At 69.5% G+C, this 19,413-nt stretch carries 16 protein-coding genes and 1 pseudogene; 10 read left to right on the top strand and 7 right to left on the bottom strand.

Going from position 1 to position 19,413, the window contains the following annotated elements; genetic code table 11:
* Together ABD151_RS04895 and ABD151_RS04890 are read right to left on the bottom strand one after the other, a co-directional pair.
* Nucleotides 1-760, bottom strand: a pseudogene (locus ABD151_RS04895) (NYN domain-containing protein); the annotation flags it as partial.
* A 31-nt stretch (nt 761-791) separates the two neighbouring features.
* Nucleotides 792-1,064, bottom strand: coding sequence for a hypothetical protein (locus ABD151_RS04890; protein WP_343991897.1), 273 nt, complete (start codon nt 1,062-1,064; stop codon nt 792-794).
* A gap of 146 nt (nt 1,065-1,210) precedes the next feature.
* On the opposite strand from ABD151_RS04890, the gene ABD151_RS04885 reads away from it, so the two are divergent.
* The 3 genes from ABD151_RS04885 (at nt 1,211) to ABD151_RS04875 (ending at nt 7,516) form a co-directional block, all read left to right on the top strand.
* Nucleotides 1,211-2,992 carry a DEDD exonuclease domain-containing protein gene (locus ABD151_RS04885; RefSeq protein WP_343991895.1) on the top strand — a complete coding sequence of 594 codons (1,782 nt, stop codon included), beginning with the start codon at nt 1,211-1,213 and terminating at the stop codon, nt 2,990-2,992.
* Between the two features lie 9 nt (nt 2,993-3,001).
* The gene (locus ABD151_RS04880) at nt 3,002-3,280 is read left to right on the top strand and encodes an Lrp/AsnC family transcriptional regulator (protein ID WP_343991893.1); all 279 of its coding nucleotides are present in this window, start codon (nt 3,002-3,004) and stop codon (nt 3,278-3,280) included.
* Nucleotides 3,281-3,493: 213 nt separating this feature from the next.
* Nucleotides 3,494-7,516: an Ig-like domain repeat protein gene (locus tag ABD151_RS04875; RefSeq protein WP_343991891.1), complete on the top strand. Its 4,023-nt coding sequence runs from the start codon at nt 3,494-3,496 to the stop codon at nt 7,514-7,516.
* A 55-nt stretch (nt 7,517-7,571) separates the two neighbouring features.
* Here the strand turns inward: ABD151_RS04875 and trpD are convergent, their stop codons facing one another.
* Both trpD and ABD151_RS04865 read right to left on the bottom strand, forming a co-directional pair.
* Nucleotides 7,572-8,606, bottom strand: a complete 1,035-nt coding sequence (gene trpD / locus ABD151_RS04870; protein ID WP_343991889.1) for an anthranilate phosphoribosyltransferase — start codon at nt 8,604-8,606, stop codon at nt 7,572-7,574.
* Nucleotides 8,603-9,010, bottom strand: a complete 408-nt coding sequence (locus tag ABD151_RS04865) for an Rv3143 family two-component system response regulator (RefSeq protein ID WP_343991888.1) — start codon at nt 9,008-9,010, stop codon at nt 8,603-8,605. Before ABD151_RS04865 ends, trpD begins: the two co-directional genes overlap by 4 nt.
* Nucleotides 9,011-9,269: 259 nt before the next feature.
* On the opposite strand from ABD151_RS04865, the gene ctaE reads away from it, so the two are divergent.
* From ctaE to ABD151_RS04840, 5 genes are all read left to right on the top strand, one after another.
* Nucleotides 9,270-9,917 (top strand): aa3-type cytochrome oxidase subunit III, encoded by a 648-nt coding sequence (ctaE, locus tag ABD151_RS04860; RefSeq protein WP_343991887.1) that lies wholly within the window; start codon nt 9,270-9,272, stop codon nt 9,915-9,917.
* A 31-nt stretch (nt 9,918-9,948) separates the two neighbouring features.
* Entirely contained in the window at nt 9,949-10,818 is an 870-nt protein-coding gene (gene qcrC / locus ABD151_RS04855; RefSeq protein WP_462931661.1) for a cytochrome bc1 complex diheme cytochrome c subunit, read from the top strand.
* A complete protein-coding gene (qcrA, locus tag ABD151_RS04850) occupies nt 10,815-11,903 on the top strand; it encodes a cytochrome bc1 complex Rieske iron-sulfur subunit (RefSeq protein ID WP_415630149.1) in 1,089 nt (362 codons plus the stop codon). The genes qcrC and qcrA overlap by 4 nt, the downstream gene beginning before the upstream one ends.
* Nucleotides 11,900-13,642, top strand: a complete 1,743-nt coding sequence (gene qcrB / locus ABD151_RS04845; RefSeq protein ID WP_343991885.1) for a cytochrome bc1 complex cytochrome b subunit — start codon at nt 11,900-11,902, stop codon at nt 13,640-13,642. Before qcrA ends, qcrB begins: the two co-directional genes overlap by 4 nt.
* Nucleotides 13,643-13,765: 123 nt before the next feature.
* Nucleotides 13,766-14,794, top strand: a complete 1,029-nt coding sequence (locus ABD151_RS04840) for an LLM class flavin-dependent oxidoreductase (protein WP_343991884.1) — start codon at nt 13,766-13,768, stop codon at nt 14,792-14,794.
* Between the two features lie 63 nt (nt 14,795-14,857).
* Here the strand turns inward: ABD151_RS04840 and ABD151_RS04835 are convergent, their stop codons facing one another.
* Genes ABD151_RS04835 through ctaC form a run of 3 tightly spaced genes read right to left on the bottom strand, consistent with a single transcriptional unit; the run spans nt 14,858 to nt 17,828 of the window.
* Nucleotides 14,858-15,274: a cytochrome c oxidase subunit 4 gene (locus tag ABD151_RS04835; RefSeq protein ID WP_343991882.1), complete on the bottom strand. Its 417-nt coding sequence runs from the start codon at nt 15,272-15,274 to the stop codon at nt 14,858-14,860.
* Nucleotides 15,274-16,920, bottom strand: a complete 1,647-nt coding sequence (gene ctaD, locus ABD151_RS04830; RefSeq protein ID WP_343992380.1) for an aa3-type cytochrome oxidase subunit I — start codon at nt 16,918-16,920, stop codon at nt 15,274-15,276. The genes ABD151_RS04835 and ctaD overlap by 1 nt, the downstream gene beginning before the upstream one ends.
* Before the next feature lie 59 nt (nt 16,921-16,979).
* Nucleotides 16,980-17,828 (bottom strand): aa3-type cytochrome oxidase subunit II, encoded by an 849-nt coding sequence (gene ctaC / locus ABD151_RS04825; RefSeq protein ID WP_462931662.1) that lies wholly within the window; start codon nt 17,826-17,828, stop codon nt 16,980-16,982.
* A gap of 143 nt (nt 17,829-17,971) precedes the next feature.
* Here ctaC and ABD151_RS04820 point away from each other — a divergent pair, with 143 nt between their 5' ends.
* Both ABD151_RS04820 and ABD151_RS04815 read left to right on the top strand, forming a co-directional pair.
* The gene (locus tag ABD151_RS04820) at nt 17,972-19,099 is read left to right on the top strand and encodes a cysteine desulfurase family protein (RefSeq protein ID WP_343991878.1); all 1,128 of its coding nucleotides are present in this window, start codon (nt 17,972-17,974) and stop codon (nt 19,097-19,099) included.
* The gene (locus ABD151_RS04815; RefSeq protein WP_343991877.1) at nt 19,096-19,359 is read left to right on the top strand and encodes a sulfurtransferase TusA family protein; all 264 of its coding nucleotides are present in this window, start codon (nt 19,096-19,098) and stop codon (nt 19,357-19,359) included. The genes ABD151_RS04820 and ABD151_RS04815 overlap by 4 nt, the downstream gene beginning before the upstream one ends.
* Nucleotides 19,360-19,413 lie beyond the last annotated feature (54 nt).

Raw genomic sequence — 19,413 nt, 5'->3', positions numbered from 1 at the left:
CCAGCAGCGCGTCGAGCAGCAACCGGGCCCGCAGGGTCGCCTCGTCCCGCTCGGAGCGGTTGTCGCGGCGGGCCGCGGAGACCTGGCCCTGCAGCTCCTCGACCTGGGCCTTGAGCCGACGCACCTCGCTCAGCGCCCCCGACAGCGCCTGCTCGGCCTGCTCGCGGGCCTGCTCGGCCTCACTCGCCGCCCGGTCGACGCCGTCGACGGCCGCACGCTGCGCGGCGCGGGTCTCCCCGAGCTTGCGCCGCAGCGCGGCGTTCTCCTCCTTGACCTCGGCGAGCCGCTCCTTGTGCCGGGAGCGCTGCTCACGCAGCGCGCTCTCCGCGTCGGCGAGCCTGCCCTGCAGCCGCTCCACGGTCCGCGGATCGACGGCGCTCGCGGCACCCTCGACCTGCTCGACGGCGGCGTCGAAGATCGGCTCCCAGCCCTCGGCCCGCGCCAGCCAGGTGAGCGCGGCGACGTCCACCGGATCGGCGGCGGCCGGGACCACGCCGTCGGCCAGGGCCGTGGCGAGGTCGCCCGCAAGCGCACCGACGAGCGTGGCGACGTGGCCCCGGAACTCCTCGTCACCCTCGATCGCGGTCGCGATCTGGCTGCGCCCGAGGCGGGCCCGGCGCGACGGCGCGAAGCTCGCCACCCGGCGCAGTGCCGGCGGCGGCTCGGCGACCTGGGGCAGCACCTCGGCGACCAGGGCGATCACCCGCGCCCGGACCTGGTCCGGGAGGGCACGCGCGCGGAGGGGCTCTGGCTGGCTCACCTGCGCCTCCTTCGCGCTCGTCGGATGGTTCTCAGTCTGCCTGCTGGGCCCGGCTCGGGTCTTGCGAGATGGCGGCGTCGTTGCGGCTGATCAGCTCGATCGCATCACTGCGGTTGCACCAGCGGCAGGTGACCGTCTCGACGGTCTCGCCCAGCAGCTCGGTGCTCTCCACCGTCGGCTCGCCCGCGAGGTCGAAGTGCCAGAACTCGTTGGTCCGGCGGGTCCGGGTCACGTCGAAGCGGGTCAGGTTTCCGCAGCCAGCGCACCGCCAACGGTTGGTGGTGTCGGGAAGTGGTGCGGTCACAGCAGTCTCCTCGGGAGCTTCGACGGTTGAGGCGCCCAGCCTAGTGGGTGTCACCGGCGGCCCCGCACCCGGGAAACCCGCAGCGATCCCGGCGAAAGCGCGTGCCCTCCCGGTTCTGTCGGAGGCCCCGTCTACGGTCGGTTGTCATGAGCAGCACCGCCTTGAACACCACCGGACGCTGGGAGGCCCAGCGCAGCTTCGACCAGCTCGGGCGGCCACTGCGCGACGTCACCTTCACCGTGGTCGACCTGGAGACCACCGGCGGCTCGGCGGCCGGAGGCTCGATGATCACCGAGATCGGCGCGGTCAAGGTGCGCGGCGGCGAGGTGCTCGGCGAGTTCCAGACGCTGGTCAACCCGCACAGCGAGATCCCGGCCTTCATCGCGGTGCTGACCGGCATCACCAACGCGATGGTCGCGGCCTCCCCGCCGATCGAGTCGGCGTTGCCCGCCTTCTTGGAGTTCGCCCAGGGCACGGTGCTGGTAGCTCACAACGCCCCGTTCGACGTCGGCTTCCTCAAGCACTTCGCCACCGAGCAGGGCCGCGAGTGGCCGCGCTTCGAGGTGGTCGACACCGCCAAGCTGGCCCGCCGGGTGATCACCCGCGACGACGCTCCGAACTGCAAGCTCTCCTCCCTGGCCACGCTCTTCGGGGCCAGCACCACCCCCAACCACCGAGCGCTCTCGGATGCCCGGGCCACCGTCGACGTGCTGCACGGCCTGATGGAGCGCCTCGGCGGACTCGGCGTGCAGACCCTGGAGGAGCTGCAGGGGTTCAGCGCCCGGGTCTCCACCGCCCAGCGCCGCAAGCGACACCTGGCCGAGCCGCTCCCGCACGCACCCGGCGTCTACCTGTTCCGCGATGCCCAGCAGCGGGTGCTCTACATCGGCACCTCCCGCGACCTGCGCACCCGGGTCCGCTCCTACTTCACCGCCTCGGAGACCCGCTCCCGGATGGGCGAGATGATCAACCTCGCCGACCAGGTCGAGGCGATCGAGTGCGCCACCACCCTGGAGGCCCAGATCCGCGAGCTGCGGCTGATCGCCGAGCACAAGCCGCGCTACAACCGGCGCTCCCGGTTCCCGGAGAAGATGCACTTCATCAAGATCACCCGCGAGCCCTGGCCCCGGCTCTCGATGGTCCGCCGGGTCCTCGACGACGACGCCGACTATCTCGGCCCGTTCTCCTCCAAGCGGGTCGCCGAGCGCTCGCTGACGGCGTTGCACGAGGCGTTCCCGATCCGGCAGTGCACCGAGCGGCTGAGCCGGGCCGCGAGCCGCAGCGCGTGCGCCCTGGGCGAGATGGGCCGCTGCCTCTCCCCCTGTGACGGCTCGGTCACCGAGAGCGCCTACGCCGAGTTGGTGCAGCGCGTCGCCGACGCCGTGCATCGCAGTCCGGACGAGGTGATCGAGGCGATCTCCGAGCGGATGCTCCGCCTGGCCGCCGAGGAGCGCTACGAGGAGGCCGGCGTGCACCGCGACCGGCTGGCCGCCTTCCTCCGGGCCGCATCGCGCACCCAGCGGCTGTCCGGGCTCTCCGGCTGCGCCGAGCTGGTGGCGACCCGCCGCGACGACGACGGCCGCTGGTCGGTGCACGTGGTCCGGCACGGTCGGCTGGCCGCCGCGGGGCGGATCCCCCCGGGCGCCGACGCCCGCCTCTACGTCGACCAGCTCCGCGCCAGCGCCGAGACGGTGCTGCCCGGCCCCGGCCCGGTACCTGCCGCCAGCGCTGAGGAGAGCGAGCTGATCCTGCGGTGGCTGGAGTCCGACGGGATCCGCCTGGTCGACGTCGACGGCTCCTGGGTCTGCCCGCTGGGTGGGGCGACGCGACACCTCGCCGTCCACGACGCCGTCGAGCAGTCCCGGCGTGATCTGGTCCCCTTCGACGAGCGGCGCAGCCTCACCCCCGTGCACCGCCCGGCCCGCTAAGGTCGTCGTGTGATCACCGCCATCGTCTTCGTCAACGCCGACGTTCACAAGATCCCCGAGGTCGCCGAGCAGATCGCCGCCCTGGAGGGCGTGAGCGAGGTCTACTCGGTCACCGGCCAGATCGACCTGATCGCCCTGGTCCGGGTCAGCCAGGTGGACGACGTCGCCGCGGTGGTCGCCGACAAGCTCAACAAGATCGACGGCGTGACCTCCACCGAGACCCACATCGCCTTCCGCGCCTACTCGCGCCACGACCTCGAGGCAGCCTTCTCCCTCGGGCTCGACTGAGCACCGCCACAGCCTGCGGATCGCGCAGCCGCCACCGACCGGACCGACCGGATAGCCCTTTCGGGCCATCTCCGGAGGATTCCCCGGCCGGGACCACCCCCTGACTCCTAGCCTCCGCAGAGGACTAGGGAATCGCTGATCAATGGAGGGCGACGCCTGGCGCCGCCCTCCATTGATCAGCGCTTCCCTCGATCACCACTTCAGGGGGACCGTGTGACCTGCCTCTTCCGTCGTCTCACCACGATCATCGCCGCGCTGGCTCTGATCGCTCTGGGGTGGCAGGCACCTGCCAACGCCGCGCTGGCGACGCCCGGCAACCTGGCCTCGACGACCCTCGACGGCGGGATGCCCGCGCTCTCCTGGGATCGGGTCGCCACGGCGACCGGGTACGACGTCCAGGTCGCGACCACCTCCGGCTTCGCCACCGTCCTGGAGTCGGTGAACACCACCAACGTCACCTTCGTGCCGAGCGTCGGCCTGCCGGCGACCGGCGCCTGGCGGGTGCGCGCCAAGGACGCCACCGGCACCAGCGACTGGGCCGAGCACACCTTCGACCGCAGCACCCCTGCCGCACCCGCACCCCAGTCCCCCGTCGACGGCGCCACCATCCGCCAGCCCGAGGACCTGCCGCTGCTGCGCTGGCAGGGCGTGGGCACCGCGAGCGGCTACAAGATCCAGGTCGGCACCGACTCCTCGTTCAGCGACCCGGCACGGCAGATCGAGGCCACCAGCAAGTCGACCAGCTACCTGTTCACCCCGAGTGGGGCCCAGGAGTACTGGTGGCGGGTCGCTGCCGAGGTCGGCAGCGGCACCTACACGGCATGGTCGCCGGTCTCCTCGTTCACGGTCCCCGGCCTGCGCTCGGCGGACGAGACCGGCATGACCCCGAACCACTCCAGTGCCGCCGAGCATGTCGAGGACGCCGTCTTCGACTGGGAGCCGGTGCCCGGAGCGGTCACCTACCAACTCCAGGTGGACACCGACAACGACTTCGACTCGCTGCTGTTCCAGACCAACGGCATCACCGGAACCCGCTACGCCCGACCGGCGACCCTGGACAACGACGAGTACTTCTGGCGGGTGCGCGGTGTCGACGCCTTCGGGATCGCCAGCGACTGGAGCCAGGCGGCCGTCGTCACCTTCCGCCGCGCGTGGCCCCGCCAGCCCCAGCTCGAGTACCCCGCCAACGGTGCCACGGTCAGCGACCCGCTCTACTTCGAGTGGGAGCCGATCCGGTTGGCGAGCCACTACCGGCTGGAGCTGAGCCAGGACCAGAACTTCAGCAGCGTGATCAGCTGCACGACGGTGCACACCACCTACGTGCCGAAGGCGGACGGCGACTGCTGGCCGAGCAGCGGCGGCCTGTGGTGGTGGCGGGTCCAGGGTCTCGACCGGCAGCCTGGGACCAGCAGCAACCAGGCCGCGGTCACCGACCTGATCTCGGCGCAGAAGCGCAGCTTCGTCTACCAGTCCTGGTCGGTCGAGCCGGCCACCATGTCGCCCGCCGACGGCTACTCCGGCCCTCCGCCGACCCTGTCCTGGGGCGCGGTGGACGGCGCGGCGCGCTACAAGGTCGTCTACACGAAGCTCTCCGACGGCTCGACCACGACCGTCACCACCGCGAGCACCGCCGTCTCGCCGCGCGGGAACCTCAAGCCGAAGGTCGCCGACTCCGAGAGCTACCGCTGGCAGGTGTACCCGATCAGCGAGTCCGGACGCGTCGGCAACGGTCTGCTCGGCGCCGGGCAGCCCTCGTTCACGGTCACCGACAACGGCTACGGCCCGGCCACCTCGCCGGAGCCGGTGGCGCCGTTGGGCGGCTCCTTCACCCGCTTCCCCACGCTGAGCTGGACGCCACTCACCGGCACCGACACCGCCAGCTCCACCAAGCCGCCGAAGTACACCGTGCTGATCCGCTCGGCCGGCGCCCAGAGCTGGACCACCATGCCCGGCGAGACCCGGCAGGCCAGCTACCAGGACTTCGAGGCCACCTACCTCACGCCGGGAATGACGTACGAGTGGATGGTGGTCGCGACGCCGGACGGATCCGGCTCGCCCACCCAGTCCAGCAACCTCGGCTCGTTCACCATCGCCCCGCTCGCCGAGGTGACCGGCCAGCGGGTCTCCCTGCGCGGCGGAGCGAGCGGCGGCGCGTCCTGTGCGGCGAGCCTGCCGGTGCGCTGTGCCGCGCTGCCGGAGACCCCGATCCTGGCCTGGAACAAGGTCCCGGGCGCCGGGTCGTACCAGGTGACGATGAGCTACGACCAGGAGCACACCAACCCGTTCCGCAGCGTGCGGGTCGATGGGACCCACTACCGGGCCGTCGACGCCTTCGCCGACAGCCAGGCCGGGACCGCCTACTACTGGTACGTGCAGCCGTGCACCTCGCAGAGCGGCTGCAACCCGATCGCGCATGCCACCCACGCCTTCGAGAAGAAGAGCAACCCGGTCGTCGCACTGCCCACCGCAGACCTCGACGTCTCCGCCCCCGGCACCCAGGTCGGCGACGACGTCACCCTGCGCTGGCAGGACTACGTGGCCAGCCACGATGTGGAGACGGTCACCGGGGTCACCTCCGATGCCCGGATCGAGGCGCGCGCCTACCGGGTCCAGGTCGCCACCGACGAGCTGTTCGCCGATGTGATCGACACCGCGACCGTCGACCAGAGCCAGTTCACGTCCTTCGACAAGACCTACCCCGAGGGCAACCTCTGGTGGCGGGTCCAGGCGATCGACGGCAGCACCAACTCACTGCCGTGGAGCATTCCGGCGAAGCTCGAGAAGCGGTCGCCGGTGCCGGTGCTCGGCTACCCCGCGGACCAGGAGCCGGCCGCCTCCGGAACCCGCTTCGAGTGGGCGCCTCTGGCCTTCGCCGCCTCCTACGACGTGCAGGCGCGCAAGAACGCCGACACCACGGAGAGCACCGCCAACCAGGTGGTGAGCACCACCACCAAGCACCCGGCACTGACCCTGGCCACCCCGCTGCCGAAGACCGGCGGCACCTACGTCTGGCGGGTCCGGCGCACCGACGCCAAGGGCCGCAAGGGTGCCTGGTCCGCCTGGAGCTCGTTCCAGGTGGACGGCGCCGCGCCCACCTTCCAGTCTCCGGCGGCCAACGCCGTCGTCGCCCCCAACGGCGGGCTCTTCAGCTGGACCGCACCCGCCCAGGGCGGCCCGGTCGCGAAGTACCGCTTCGAGCGGCGCCGGCCCGGCACCACCTCGGTCACCGAGAGCGGGACCACCTCCGCCACCGCGTGGGCGCCCCGCGCCACGCTCGCGGCGGGAGATTGGGAGTGGCGGGTCGTGGCGCTCGACACCGGCGGCGCCGACCTCGGCTCGACCGGAGACGCCTGGCGCCCGTTCACCGTCAGTCCGGGACCGGTCGCGCTGCAGGCGCCCACCATCTCCGGCGCCGAGACCGGGGCCGAGGGGCAGCAGGCCGCGGTCGGCGCGGTGCTCACCGTGCAGCCGCCGCTCTGGGACCTGACCGGCGTCGATGAGCGGTGGCAGTGGTACCGGGGCTCGTCGGCGATCACCGACGCGACCGCCGAGACCTACGTGGTCGCCCAGGCCGACGTCGGACGCGAGCTCTCGGTCCGCGTCACCGGCAGCAAGCCCGGCTACGCCGAGACGGTGACCACCAGCAACAAGGTCAACGGCGTCGCCGGCGTCCGGCTCTCGATCCTGGCCGCCCCGGAGATCACCGGCACGCCGAGTGTCGGCAGCTACCTGACCGCGACGCCCGGCACCTGGTCGGAGAGCAGCGGAGTCAGCTACAAGTACCAGTGGCTGCGCGCCGGCACTCCCATCGCGGGCGCGACGTCGCGGACCTACCGCCCCGCCGTGGCCGATGCCACGAAGCGGCTCCAGGTCGCCGTGACCGCCTCCCGCTCCGGGTACCTGAGCGGCACCGAGCAGTCCGCCCCGGTCACCGTGCGCAAGCTGACCTCGAGCCTCACCGCCTCGGTAAGCCCCAGCACCGTCAAGCGCACCAAGCGGGCGAAGGTCAGCGTGACGGTCAGGGTCACCGGACTGGCCAAGCCGACCGGCACGGTCCAGGTGGTCCGTGCCGGCCGGGTGATCAAGACCGTGCGGCTCGGCTCGAGCTCCTACGGCCGCGCCACCGTCGCCCTGCCCAGGCTCAAGCCCGGGCGCCACAAGCTGACGGTCCGCTACCTCGGCACCAGCACCGTCCTCGCGAAGTCGGCCACGGTGCGGCTCAGGGTCACCCGCTAGCTGACGTGATGCGCTGCGAGCGCCTGCTCGCAGCGCATGACGTCCCGCGAGGTGCTCAGTAGGCGGCGCCGGCCTCCACCCATCGGGCGAGGGCGGCTGCCGCGGCGCCGGAGTCGATGGCGTTCGCCGCCTGCTCCATGCCGTGGGCGATCGCGGACTCCACGTCGGAGAACTCCCCGGAGTGCACGGCCAGAGCAGCGCCCGCGTTGAGCACCACGGCGTCGCGAACGGCGCCCCCGGCACCGGCCAGGGTGTCGCGGACGACGCCGGCGTTGTGCGCCACGTCGCCACCGCGCAGGTCCTCGGCCGTCGCCGGAGCGAGCCCGAGGCGGGCCGGGTCGATCTCGGTGCGCTGGACCTGTCCCTGGTGCACCGACCAGACCTGGGAGGTCGTGGTGGTGGTCAGCTCATCCAGTCCGTCGTCACCCCGGAAGACCAGGGCGTCGACGCCGCGGGATGCGAAGACGCCGGCCAGCACGCCCGCCATCCGCAGGTCCGCGCAGCCGATCGCCTGCGCCGCGGGGCGGGCCGGGTTGGCCAGCGGACCGAGGAAGTTGAAGAAGGTGGCGATCCCGAGCTCGGAGCGGGGCACGCCCGCGTGCCGCAGCGCGGAGTGGAAGATCGGCGCGAAGCAGAAGGTGACCCCGGCCCGCGCGGCCACCTCGGCCACCTGGGCGGGGGCCAGGTCCAGGCGCACGCCGAGGTGCTCGAGGACGTCGGCCGAGCCCGCCTTGGAGGAGGCGGAGCGGTTGCCGTGCTTGACCACGAGGGCACCCGCGCCGGCAGCGACGATCGAGGACATCGTGGAGATGTTCACCGAGAAGGAGCGGTCTCCCCCGGTGCCGACGATGTCGAGTGCGCGGCCCTCGATGCTCAGCGGCGCGGCGGTCGCGAACATCGCCTCGACCAGCCCCTCGACCTCGCTGACGGTCTCGCCCTTGCTCCGCATGGCGACCGCGAAGCCGGCGATCTGCGACGGCGTCGCGTTGCCGGCCAGGATCTCGCCCATCGCCCAACGGGTCTGCTCCGACGACAGGTCTGCTCCCCCGACGACCGTGGTGAGGACGTCGGGCCAGGTGTGCTGACTCACGACGCAGGCACCGCCGGACGCAGGATGCTCAGCACCGACTCGGCGAGCTGGATCGGGTCGATCGGGTGCGCGACCGCCGCCTCCGCCCTCGACCAGGTCGCCAGCCAGGCGTCCTGGGGACGGCCGATCAGCACCAGCACCGGCGGGCACTGGTAGATCTCGTCCTTGAGCTGCTTGGCGATCCCCATGCCGCCTGCAGGCACGGCCTCGCCGTCGAGGATCGCGAGTGCGATCCCGCCGGCGTCCATGTTCTGCAGCACGACCGGCTCGGTGGCCACCTCGACGTACTCGAACTCCGGCAGGTCCGGGTGCGGGCGTCGGCCCAGCGCGAGGATCACCTGCGAGCGCGTGTTGACGTCGTCGCTGTAGACCAGGATCTTGAGCGGTGCTGTGGTGTCAGTCACGACTCGATGGTATCGGCCCCGGCGCCAGAAGTCGCGCGTGCCTGGCGCGGGTCCGCCGCGACGATCCTCACGTTCGTCCGCTTCGAGGGCGACCGCATCACCCGACCGGGCCCCGGTTCCCCGGCCCCTCAGCGCTGCCGATCCCGCACCGCCGTCCGCCCGGCACAGGGCCCGTTCACGCGTGAAACAAGCATCCTGTGAAGTTTATGACCCACTCAAACCGGGGGTCGGGGTGCCCTCCGGATCAGGAACCGACATAATGAGGCACGTGGCGACAGCAACTGCGATTCCGGCGTCCCGTCTACACGGGCATCACGACCGTCCCAGCATGGTCAGTGTTGGCACGATCATCTGGCTCTCCAGCGAGCTGATGTTCTTTGCGGCACTGTTCGCGTGCTACTTCACGATCCGGGCCCAGAGCCCCGATCTGTGGGCGAGTGAGACGGAGCTCCTCAATATTCCGTTCTCCACCGCGAACACCACGATCCTCGTGCTCTCCTCGGTGACCTGCCAGCTCGGCGTCTTCGCCGCTGAGCGTGGCCAGGTGGGCCGCACCGGATCGTTGTTCAACGTGGCCAAGTGGGGGCTGCGCGAGTGGTTCATCCTCACGTACATCATGGGCGCCGTCTTCATCGGCGGACAGGCCCTCGAGTACGCCGAGCTGATCCACCACGGCCTCACCATTCCGGCGAATGCCTACGGTTCGGTCTTCTACCTGACCACCGGCTTCCACGGCATCCACGTCACCGGCGGCCTGATCGCCTTCCTGTTCGTGCTCGGGCGCACCTACATGGCGCGCAAGTTCACGCACGAGCAGGCGGTCAGCGCGATCGTCGTGTCCTACTACTGGCACTTCGTCGACGTCGTGTGGATCGGCCTGTTCGCCACCATCTACCTGATCAAGTAGCACCCGACCATCAAGCTCAAGGACTGATTTCGTGCGTCTCCTGAACCGCTCCGCAGGAAGGCTGTCGCGTCACCGCCGCAGTCGCCTGGCGGGACTCGTGGTCATGCTGCTCGGGCTCGTCATGATGGGCGGCCTCTATGCGGCCGTCGTCTCCCCCTCCTCCGCCGATGAGAAGTCGGCGAAGGCGGACGAGGAGCTCATCAACGAGGGCCGGCAGCTCTTCCTGGTCGGCTGCTCCTTCTGCCACGGGCAGAACGGCGAAGGCATCAACAGCGAGAACGGCCAGTACGGCCCGTCGCTGGTCGGTGTCGGCTCCGCGGCAGTCAACTTCCAGATGGGCACTGGCCGCATGCCCATGCAGACCCCCGGCCAGCAGGCCCCGGCGAAGGCCCAGGTCTACAACGAGGACGAGATCGAGGCCATCGGCGCCTTCGTCGCCTCGCTCGGCCCCGGCCCGGCCACGCCCACCGAGGCCCAGATCTCGCTCGACCACCTCAGCGAGGACGACCGCCGCGCGGCGATCGTTCGCGGTGGCCAGCTGTTCTTGACCAACTGCACCGCCTGCCACAACTTCGACGGCTCCGGTGGCGCCATGCCGAACGGCAAGTACGCACCGTCGCTCAAGAACACCAGCCGCACCCATCTCTACGAGGCGATGCTCACCGGCCCGCAGCAGATGCCGGTCTTCTCGGACGAGGTCCTCAACTCCGAGGAGAAGGCGTCGATCATCGCCTACCTCAACACGATCCACGAGGAGCCGGGCAAGGGTGGCTTCAGCCTCGGCAGCCTCGGTCCCGTGAGCGAGGGCATGTTCGCGTGGTTGTTCGGCATCGGCGGCCTGGTCGGGTTCGCCTACTGGATCGCGGCGCACACCACCCGTACTGAGAAGAAGAAGGCCTGAGGGACGTGACGAACAACCACGACAACCTTCCGGTCGCGGAGCCCATCGCTGACCCGGGTCACCCGGAGCACCACTGGCGCCCGACCGATGTCGACGACAAGGCGGAGAAGCGCGCCGAGCGCCAGGTCTCCACCTTCTTCGTGCTCTCGATGATCAGTGCGGTGGCGTTCTGCGTCGCGTACTTCACCATCGAGCCCGAAGACACCTTCATGGGCCTGGGGGCGATGAACGTCGCACTCGGTCTCGCCCTGGGCTTCGCCATGCTGTTCATCGGCATCGGCGTGATCCAGTGGGCACGCAAGCTCATGGGTGACCAGGAGATCTCCGAGCTCCGTCACTCCGCAGCCAGCAGCGAAGAGGACCGTGAGGCGACCCTCGCCGCACTCGCCCAGGGTCTCGAGGAGTCGGGCATCGCCCGTCGCCCGATGATCCGCAACACCCTGCTCGGCGCCCTGGCGCTGGCGGGAGTCCCGCTGATCGTCGGCCTGCGCGACCTCGGTCCGCTGCCCGGCAAGAAGCTGGAGAAGACGATCTGGCGTGCGGGCACCCGCATCGTCAACGACGTCACCGGCCGCTGGATCCGCCCCTCGGACCTCGAGGTCGGCCAGCTGGTCAACGCCGAGCCGGAGGGCCTGGTCGAGAACCTCGACCCGCGCACCAACCCCGAGGACCTCGAGGCCCGCGGCGTGGAGGTCCTCCACGGCCACGAGCTGATCGCCGAGAAGGCGAAGTCCGCGGTCATCCTGGTCCGCATCGAGCCCAAGGACCTCTCCGAGGCCACCGACAACTGGGGCCACGAGGGCATCCTCTGCTACTCCAAGATCTGCACCCACATGGGTTGCCCGATCGCTCTGTGGGAGCAGCAGACGCACCACCTGCTCTGCCCGTGTCACCAGTCGACCTTCGACCTGGCCGACAAGGGTCGCGTGGTCTTCGGTCCGGCTACCCGTGCCCTCCCGCAGCTGCCCATCGAGGTGGACCGCGACGGGTTCCTGGCGGCGCGCAGCGGCTTCCTCGAGCCCGTGGGCCCGAGCTACTGGGAGCGCAACGCCCCGTCGTACTGGAAGGATCGTGAGCCCAAGTGAGCACCACTTCCGTGGCCAACAGCAACGGCAAGAGTCCCGCGACGGCCAGCAAGCCCAGCCGCGGCGCCCGCGTCGCCGGCTGGGCCGATGAGCGCCTCGGTCTGGCGACCGCGGCCAAGAAGAACCTGCGCAAGGTCTTCCCCGACCACTGGTCGTTCATGCTCGGCGAGATCGCTCTGTGGAGCTTCGTCGTCCTGCTGCTGACCGGCGTCTTCCTCACCCTGTGGTTCCGCCCGTCGATGGCTGAGGTCCAGTACTTCGGCACCTACGAGCAGCTCCGTGGCCTGCACATGTCCGAGGCCTTCAAGTCCACCGTCGACATCTCGTTCGACGTCCGCGGTGGTCTGCTGATGCGTCAGATGCACCACTGGGCAGCCATGCTGTTCCTGGCCTCGATGTTCGTGCACATGATGCGCGTCTTCCTGACCGGTGCGTTCCGCAAGCCGCGCGAGGTCAACTGGGTGATCGGCTGCGTGCTGATCCTGCTCGGCATCCTCGAGGGCTTCACCGGCTACTCGCTCCCCGACGACCTGCTCTCCGGAACCGGTCTGCGGATCGCGGACGGCATCGTGAAGGCAACCCCGGTCCTCGGCTCGTACATGTCGTTCTTCATCTTCGGTGGCGAGTTCCCCGGAGACGCGATCATCGCTCGCTTCTACGTTGCGCACATCCTGCTGCTGCCGGCGCTGATCCTGGCCCTGATCGCAGCCCACATGCTGCTGCTCGTCTACCACAAGCACACGCAGTGGCCTGGCCCTGGCCGTACCGAGGAGAACGTCGTCGGCTACCCGATGCTCCCCGTCTACATGGCGAAGGCCGGCGGCTTCTTCTTCATCGTGTTCGGCTGGTGCGCCTTCATGGGCGGCCTGATGACCATCAACCCGGTGTGGAAGTACGGTCCGTACGACCCGACCAAGGTCACCGCAGGCTCGCAGCCTGACTGGTACATGGGTGTGGCCGAGGGTGCCTCGCGCATCATGCCGCCGCTGGAGACCTACTGGTTCAACAACACCTGGACCTGGTCCATCGTCATCCCGACGATGGTGATCACGATGCTGATGCTCGTCACGATGATCCTGTGGCCGTTCCTCGAGGCCTGGGTGACCGGCGACAAGCGCGAGCACCACCTGCTGCAGCGTCCGCGCAACGCGCCGACCCGGACGGCCTTCCTGGTCGCCATGATGACCCTCTACGGTCTGCTCTGGATCGGTGGCGGCAACGACGTTCTGGCTGTGGTGTTCAACCTCAACCTGAACCACATCACCTGGTTCCTGCGGATCGCGGTCTTCATCATCCCGGTGATCGCCTTCATCGTGACCAAGCGTTGGTGCATCTCGCTCCAGCGTCACGACAACGAGGTGCTGCTGCACGGCTACGAGACCGGCATCATCATGCGCAGCGCCGAGGGTGGCCACGCTGAGCGTCACCTGCCGATCGACGAGGGCAAGGCCTACACCTTGACCGCTCGCGACCGGGACGAGGTCTACGACCCCGAGTCCGACACCGACGCCAACGGCGTCGCCGCTCCGGACTCGCGTAGCTCACGTCTGCGCGCCAAGCTCTCGCGTGCCATGTTCGCCGACAACGTGCAGAAGCCCACCGCGGCCGAGCTCGAGGAGGCGCACCACCACGCCGAGCACGAGCACGAGCTCGAGGCGGGTCTCGACCACGCCGCTGATGGCCACCAGTTCGACGGCCGTCACGAGGTCGAGGGCGAGGAGCTCCGCCCCAAGCACTGAGTGCTGAACCGCTAGCCTGCAAGGCCCGGACCAACGTCAGTTGGTCCGGGCCTTCGGCATTTCCGGGAATGGATCCCGACCAGGATTGTTGAATCAGCAACTACTCTCTGTGATTGGAGCATCGTGACCGAGTACGCCTTCGGGCTCGACACCTTCGGCGACGTCACCCTCGACGCCGCCGGGCAGCCACTCCCCCACCACCAGGTCCTGCGCAACGTGGTCGCCGAGGCCCGGTTGGCCGACGAGGTGGGCATCGACGTCTTCTCCGTGGGCGAGCACCACCGTGACGACTTCGCGATCACCGCTCCCGACGTGGTCCTGGCCGCGATCGCCTCCGTCACCGAGCAGATCAAGCTGGGCACCGCCGTCACCGTGCTGAGCTCCGACGACCCGATCCGGGTCTACGAGCGCTTCGCGACCCTGGACGCGCTCTCCAACGGGCGCGCGGAGGTCACCCTGGGCCGGGGCTCCTTCACCGAGTCGTTCCCGTTGTACGGCTTCGACCTGCACGACTACGAGGTGCTCTTCGAGGAGAAGCTCGACCTCTTCGCCAAGCTTCGCACCGAGGGCGAGATCTCCTGGCAGGGCACCACCCGCCCTCCGCTCGCGCCCACGCACGTCTACCCGAAGACGGCCGCCGGCAGCCTGCCCGCGTTCGTCGGGGTCGGCGGATCGCCGGAATCGGTGATCCGGGCGGCCCGCCACGGCCTGCCGCTGATGATCGCCATCATCGGTGGCGAGCCGGCCCGCTTCGCGCCGCTGGCCGACCTGTACCGGCGTGCGCTGGACCAGCTCGGCAAGCCGCTGCAGACGATCGGCATCCACTCGCCGGGCTTCGTCGCGGCGAGCGACGAGGAGGCCCGGGAGCTGCTGTTCCCGCACTTCGTGGCCAACCGGAACCGGATCGGCGCGGAGCGCGGCTGGGGGCCCACCACGCGCGCCCAGTACGACGCTGAGGCGGATCACGGGGCGCTGTTCGTCGGCTCCCCGGAGACGGTCGCCCAGAAGATCGCGGCGGCGCTGACCGCGGTCGGCGCGCAGCGCTTCGACCTCAAGTACAGCAACGGCACGATGCCGCACGAGCAGCTGATGAGCTCGATCCGGCTCTACGGCACCGAGGTCATCCCGCGGGTCCGCGAGCTCCTCGCCTGACCCCGGAGATGCAGAACGGGCCGACATCCCGAAGGATGCCGGCCCGTTGCCGTCTGCGTCGGCTCAGTGAGCGAACTCGCCACGGTAGTACTCGAAGACCCAACCCATCAGGGCCAGGAAGCCGAGCACACCACCGATGATCGCCATCCACCACAGGCCGAGGGCCACGGCGAAGGTGATCACCGAGAAGCAGAGCGCGCACCACAGCGGCCACCAGGAGTAGGGCGGGAAGAAGCCCAGCTCGCCGGCGCCGTCCGCGATCTCGCCGTCCTTGCGGTCCTCCGGACGGGCGTCCATGCGCGAGGCGTGGAAGCCCAGGTAGAGGGAGACCATGCCGGCCAGCAGCGTGGCGCAGGCCAGCGCCGAGGTGCCGGTCCAGTCGCCACCCTCAGCCGAGGCGTCGGTGACGAACCAGTAGGCGGGGGTGACCAGCGCGAAGAAGATCGTGCAGATCACGAACATCCATGACTCTGCCTTCATCAGGCCTTGCCTCCCTTGTCAGCGTCGGCGCCGGTGAGGGCACCTCGATCGTCAGCGGCCTCGTCCAGCTCCAGCGCAGCGATCTCCGGGTGGTGGAGGTCGAAGGCGGGAGACTCGGAGCGGATCCGCGGCAGCGAGTTGAAGTTGTGACGCGGCGGCGGGCAGCTGGTGGCCCACTCGAGCGAACGACCCCAACCCCACGGGTCATCGACCTCGACCTTGGGGCCACGTGCCGACACGTAGACGTTGTAGAAGAACGGCAGCGTCGACGCGGCCAGCAGGAACGCACCCACTGTGGAGATCTGGTTGAGCGTGGTGAAGCCGTCCTCGGGCAGGTAGTCCGCGTAACGACGCGGCATGCCCTCGACGCCCAGCCAGTGCTGCACCAGGAAGGTGAGGTGGAAGCCGATGAACAGCAGCCAGAAGTGGATCTTGCCGAGACGCTCGTCGAGCATCTTGCCGGTCATCTTCGGCCACCAGAAGTAGAAGCCGGCGAACATCGCGAAGACGACCGTTCCGAAGACCACGTAGTGGAAGTGCGCCACCACGAAGTAGGAGTCGGAGACGTGGAAGTCCAGCGGCGGGCTGGCCAGGATGACGCCGGTCAGACCACCGAACAGGAAGGTGGTGAGGAAGCCGATCGACCAGAGCATCGGGGTGTCGAACGAGATGGATCCGCCCCACATCGTGCCGATCCAGTTGAAGAACTTCACGCCGGTCGGGACCGCGATCAAGAACGTCATGCCCGAGAAGAACGGCAGATTGACCTCGCCTGTCACGAACATGTGGTGGGCCCACACGGCGATCGAGAGGATCGCGATGCCCAGCGTCGCCGCGACCAGACCGACGTAGCCGAAGAGCGGCTTGCGACTGAAGACCGGCAGGATCTCGGTCACGATGCCGAAGAACGGCAGCGCGATGATGTACACCTCGGGGTGACCGAAGAACCAGAACAGGTGCTGCCACAGGATCGCGCCACCGTGGTCGACGTCGAAGATGTGCGCCCCGAGGAGACGGTCCGCCTCCAGCGAGAGCAGCGCACCACCGAGGATCGGGAAGGCGATCAGGACCAGCAGGCTGGTGATCAGGGTGTTCCACACGAACAGGGGCATCCGGAACATGGTCATGCCCGGGGCACGCATGCAGATGATGGTGGTGATGAAGTTGACGGCACCGAGGATGGTGCCGATGCCGGCCATCCACAGACCCATGATCCACAGGTCACCGCCGACGCCCGGCGACCGCATCACGCTCGAGAGCGGCGTGTAGGCGAACCAGCCGAAGCTCGCGGCACCGGACGGGGTCAGGAAGCCCGAGGCGGCGATCAGACCACCGAACAGGAACAGCCAGTAGCTGAACATGTTCAGACGCGGGAACGCGACGTCGGGAGCACCGATCTGGAGCGGCATGATCACGTTCGAGAAGCCGAAGAACAGTGGCGTCGCGAACAGCAGCAGCATGATGGTGCCGTGCATCGTGAACATCTGGTTGTACGTCTCGTCGCTCACGACCTGGTTGCCCGGGAACGCGAGCTCGGAGCGGATGACCAGGGCCATCAGGCCGCCCAGCATGAACCAGGCGAACGAGGTGGCGAGGTACATCTTGCCGATCAGCTTGTGATCGGTCGTGGTGAGAAGGCGCATCATGTTCTGGCCCAGGGACTTGCGTCCCGGGACCAGCTGCGTTGCGCTGCCCGTGGCGGTGGTCACTCTTCGCCTCCGTGGCTGTCGTTGTTGTCATCGGTCAGGCCGGCCTGCGTGACGGCGTACGAACCACCGAGCAGCGGCTCGTCAGCGGAGTAGCCCTGCTCCTCGCGCTTGGCCAGGTACGCCTGGTAGTCAGCGTCGCTGACGACCTCGACGTTGAAGAGCATCCGCGAGTGGTAGGTGCCACACAGCTCGGCGCACTTGCCGGCGAAGACGCCCTCCTTGGTGGTGGTCACCTGGAAGGAGTTGCGCTCCTCGCCCTCCTGGCCCGGGATGACGTCCATCTTCATGAGGAAGCCGGGGATCCAGAAGGAGTGGATGACGTCGGGGCTCGAGAGCTTGAACTCGATGGTCTTGCCGACCGGGAGGACCAGGTTCGGGATGTCGCTGGCGGTGCCCGCCTCGTACACGACCGGGCCACCTGCCTCGGCGTCGCCGACCGAGTGGTTGAAGGTCCACGACCACTGCTGGGCCACGACCTCGACCATCACGTCAGGATTGTCGGTCTCTTCGAGGACCTTGTCCTGGGTGGTGACGGTCCAGTAGAAGAAGACGACCACCATGAAGACGGGTGCGATGGTGTACAGGATCTCCAGCGGCAGGTTGTACCGCGTCTGAACCGGGATCTCGTCGTCGCTACGACGCCGGTAGCGGGCGGCAGCCCAGAAGATCAGGCCCCACACGATGACACCGGTGATCAAGGCAGCGACCCACGACCACTTCCACAGGTCAGCGATATAGGCGCCCTGCTCGGTACCAGGCGAGTTCGCCGGCATGCCGAACCGATCCATCTGAGCTTTGTCCTCTTCGGAACAGGCACCCAGCGTCAGGAGGGTGAGACCAAGCATCGAACCCGTTGCCACACGACGGGCGCGCTTGGGGAGTTGCAGACCCACGAACGAGCCTCTCTCTCGAACTGCACGGATATGCCGAACACTATCGGACGCCGACCGGGCTGTGGACCGCAGGTGCCCGGTAGGTTCACCTTGTGATGAATTCCTCGGCTGCCCCGGTGGTCCATCTCGACGCCGCTGCAGGCGAGCCGCTGCACCCCGCCGCCCGGGAGACCCTGCTCGCCGCGCTGGATGCCGGCTGGGCCGACCCCCGCCGCCTGCATCGCTCGGCACGCCATGCCCGGTTGATGCTGGACAACGCCCGCGAGGTGGTCGCCCAGTGTCTCGGCATCCGGTTCGACGAGGTCACCTTCACCCCCTCGGGCACCCACGCGGTGCACCAGGGCGTACTCGGCCTGCTGGCCGGGCGGGCCCGGGTCTCCGACCTGCTGGTGCACTCGGCGGTGGAGCACTCCTCGGTGGTCCATGCCGGGCAGTGGCATGCCCGCAACGGTGGCCGGGTCGCCGAGCTCGGGGTCTCGGCGACCGGGCGCGCGGAGCTCACTCTGCCCGAGGGGCCGATCGCCGCGCTCGCACTGCAGAGCGCCAACCACGAGGTCGCCACCCTGCAGCCGGTGGCCGAGCTCGCCGAGCTGGCCGGCGACGTGCCGATCTTCATGGACGCCTGCGCCTCCGCCGGACGGCTGCCGCTTCCTGCGGGTTGGGCCGCTGCGGCGGCGTCCGCGCACAAGTGGGGTGGGCCGGCCGGGGTGGGCGTGCTCCTGGTGCGCAAGGGCGCCCGGTGGCGCTCCCCGTTCCCCAGTGACGACCGCGCCGACGAGCGGGCGACCGGCTTCGAGAACGTCCCCGCGGCGCTCGCCGCAGCAGCCGCCCTCCAGGCGGTGACCGCCGACGCGGCCGAGGTCGCCGCCCGCCAGCATGCCCTGATCGACCGGATCCGGGCCGCGGTGGCGGCGATCCCCGACGTCGAGGTGGTCGGCGACCCGGAGCACCGACTCCCCCACCTGGTCACCTTCTCCTGCCTCTACGTGGACGGCGAGGCGTTGGTCACCGAGCTCGACCGCCGCGGCTTCGAGGTCTCCTCGGGCTCGGCTTGCACCGCGTCCACGCTGACGCCCAGCCACGTGCTCGCGGCGATGGGCGTGCTCACGCACGGCAACGTCCGGCTCTCGCTGACCCGCGACACCACGGCCGACGACGTCGAGGCGTTCCTCGCCGCGCTGCCCGAGGTGGTCGGCCGGCTGCGCGCGGAGGCGGGGCTGTGAGCGAGAGCTCGACCACGGGCGCCGGCGGTGGTGACGGACTGGTCCTGGACTGCCGCGCGATGCGCTGTCCGGCGCCGATCATCGAGCTCGGCAAGAACCTGACCCGGGTGCCGGTCGGCGAGCTGATCGGCGTCGCCGCGACCGACGTCGCGGCCCGGGTCGACGTCCCGGCCTTCTGCCGCCTGCGCGCCCAGGAGTACGCCGGCGAGACCACCGCCGAGGACGGCGTCCCGATCTTCTGGGTGCGCCGCCTCTCCTAGCCCGAACCTGCGCTACTTAACGCCCGAACCCGCGCTTCTTAACACCCGAACCCG

It is taken from the genome of Nocardioides dubius (assembly GCF_039528155.1).
GTDB lineage: Bacteria > Actinomycetota > Actinomycetes > Propionibacteriales > Nocardioidaceae > Nocardioides > Nocardioides dubius.
The sequence above is the reverse complement of the archived record's forward strand: the minus strand, read 5'-3'. Positions and strand labels throughout refer to the sequence as shown.

What these genes read in the sequence shown, in the direction of transcription:
- ctaC (WP_462931662.1), bottom strand. Translation starts at nt 17,828, where the DNA reads ATGCTTGGTCTCACCCTCCTGACGCTGGGTGCCTGTTCCGAAGAGGAC.
- ABD151_RS04885 (WP_343991895.1), top strand. Translation starts at nt 1,211, where the DNA reads ATGAGCAGCACCGCCTTGAACACCACCGGACGCTGGGAGGCCCAGCGC.
- ABD151_RS04820 (WP_343991878.1), top strand. Translation starts at nt 17,972, where the DNA reads ATGAATTCCTCGGCTGCCCCGGTGGTCCATCTCGACGCCGCTGCAGGC.
- ctaE (WP_343991887.1), top strand. Translation starts at nt 9,270, where the DNA reads ATGAGGCACGTGGCGACAGCAACTGCGATTCCGGCGTCCCGTCTACAC.
- ABD151_RS04835 (WP_343991882.1), bottom strand. Translation starts at nt 15,274, where the DNA reads ATGAAGGCAGAGTCATGGATGTTCGTGATCTGCACGATCTTCTTCGCG.
- ctaD (WP_343992380.1), bottom strand. Translation starts at nt 16,920, where the DNA reads ATGATGCGCCTTCTCACCACGACCGATCACAAGCTGATCGGCAAGATG.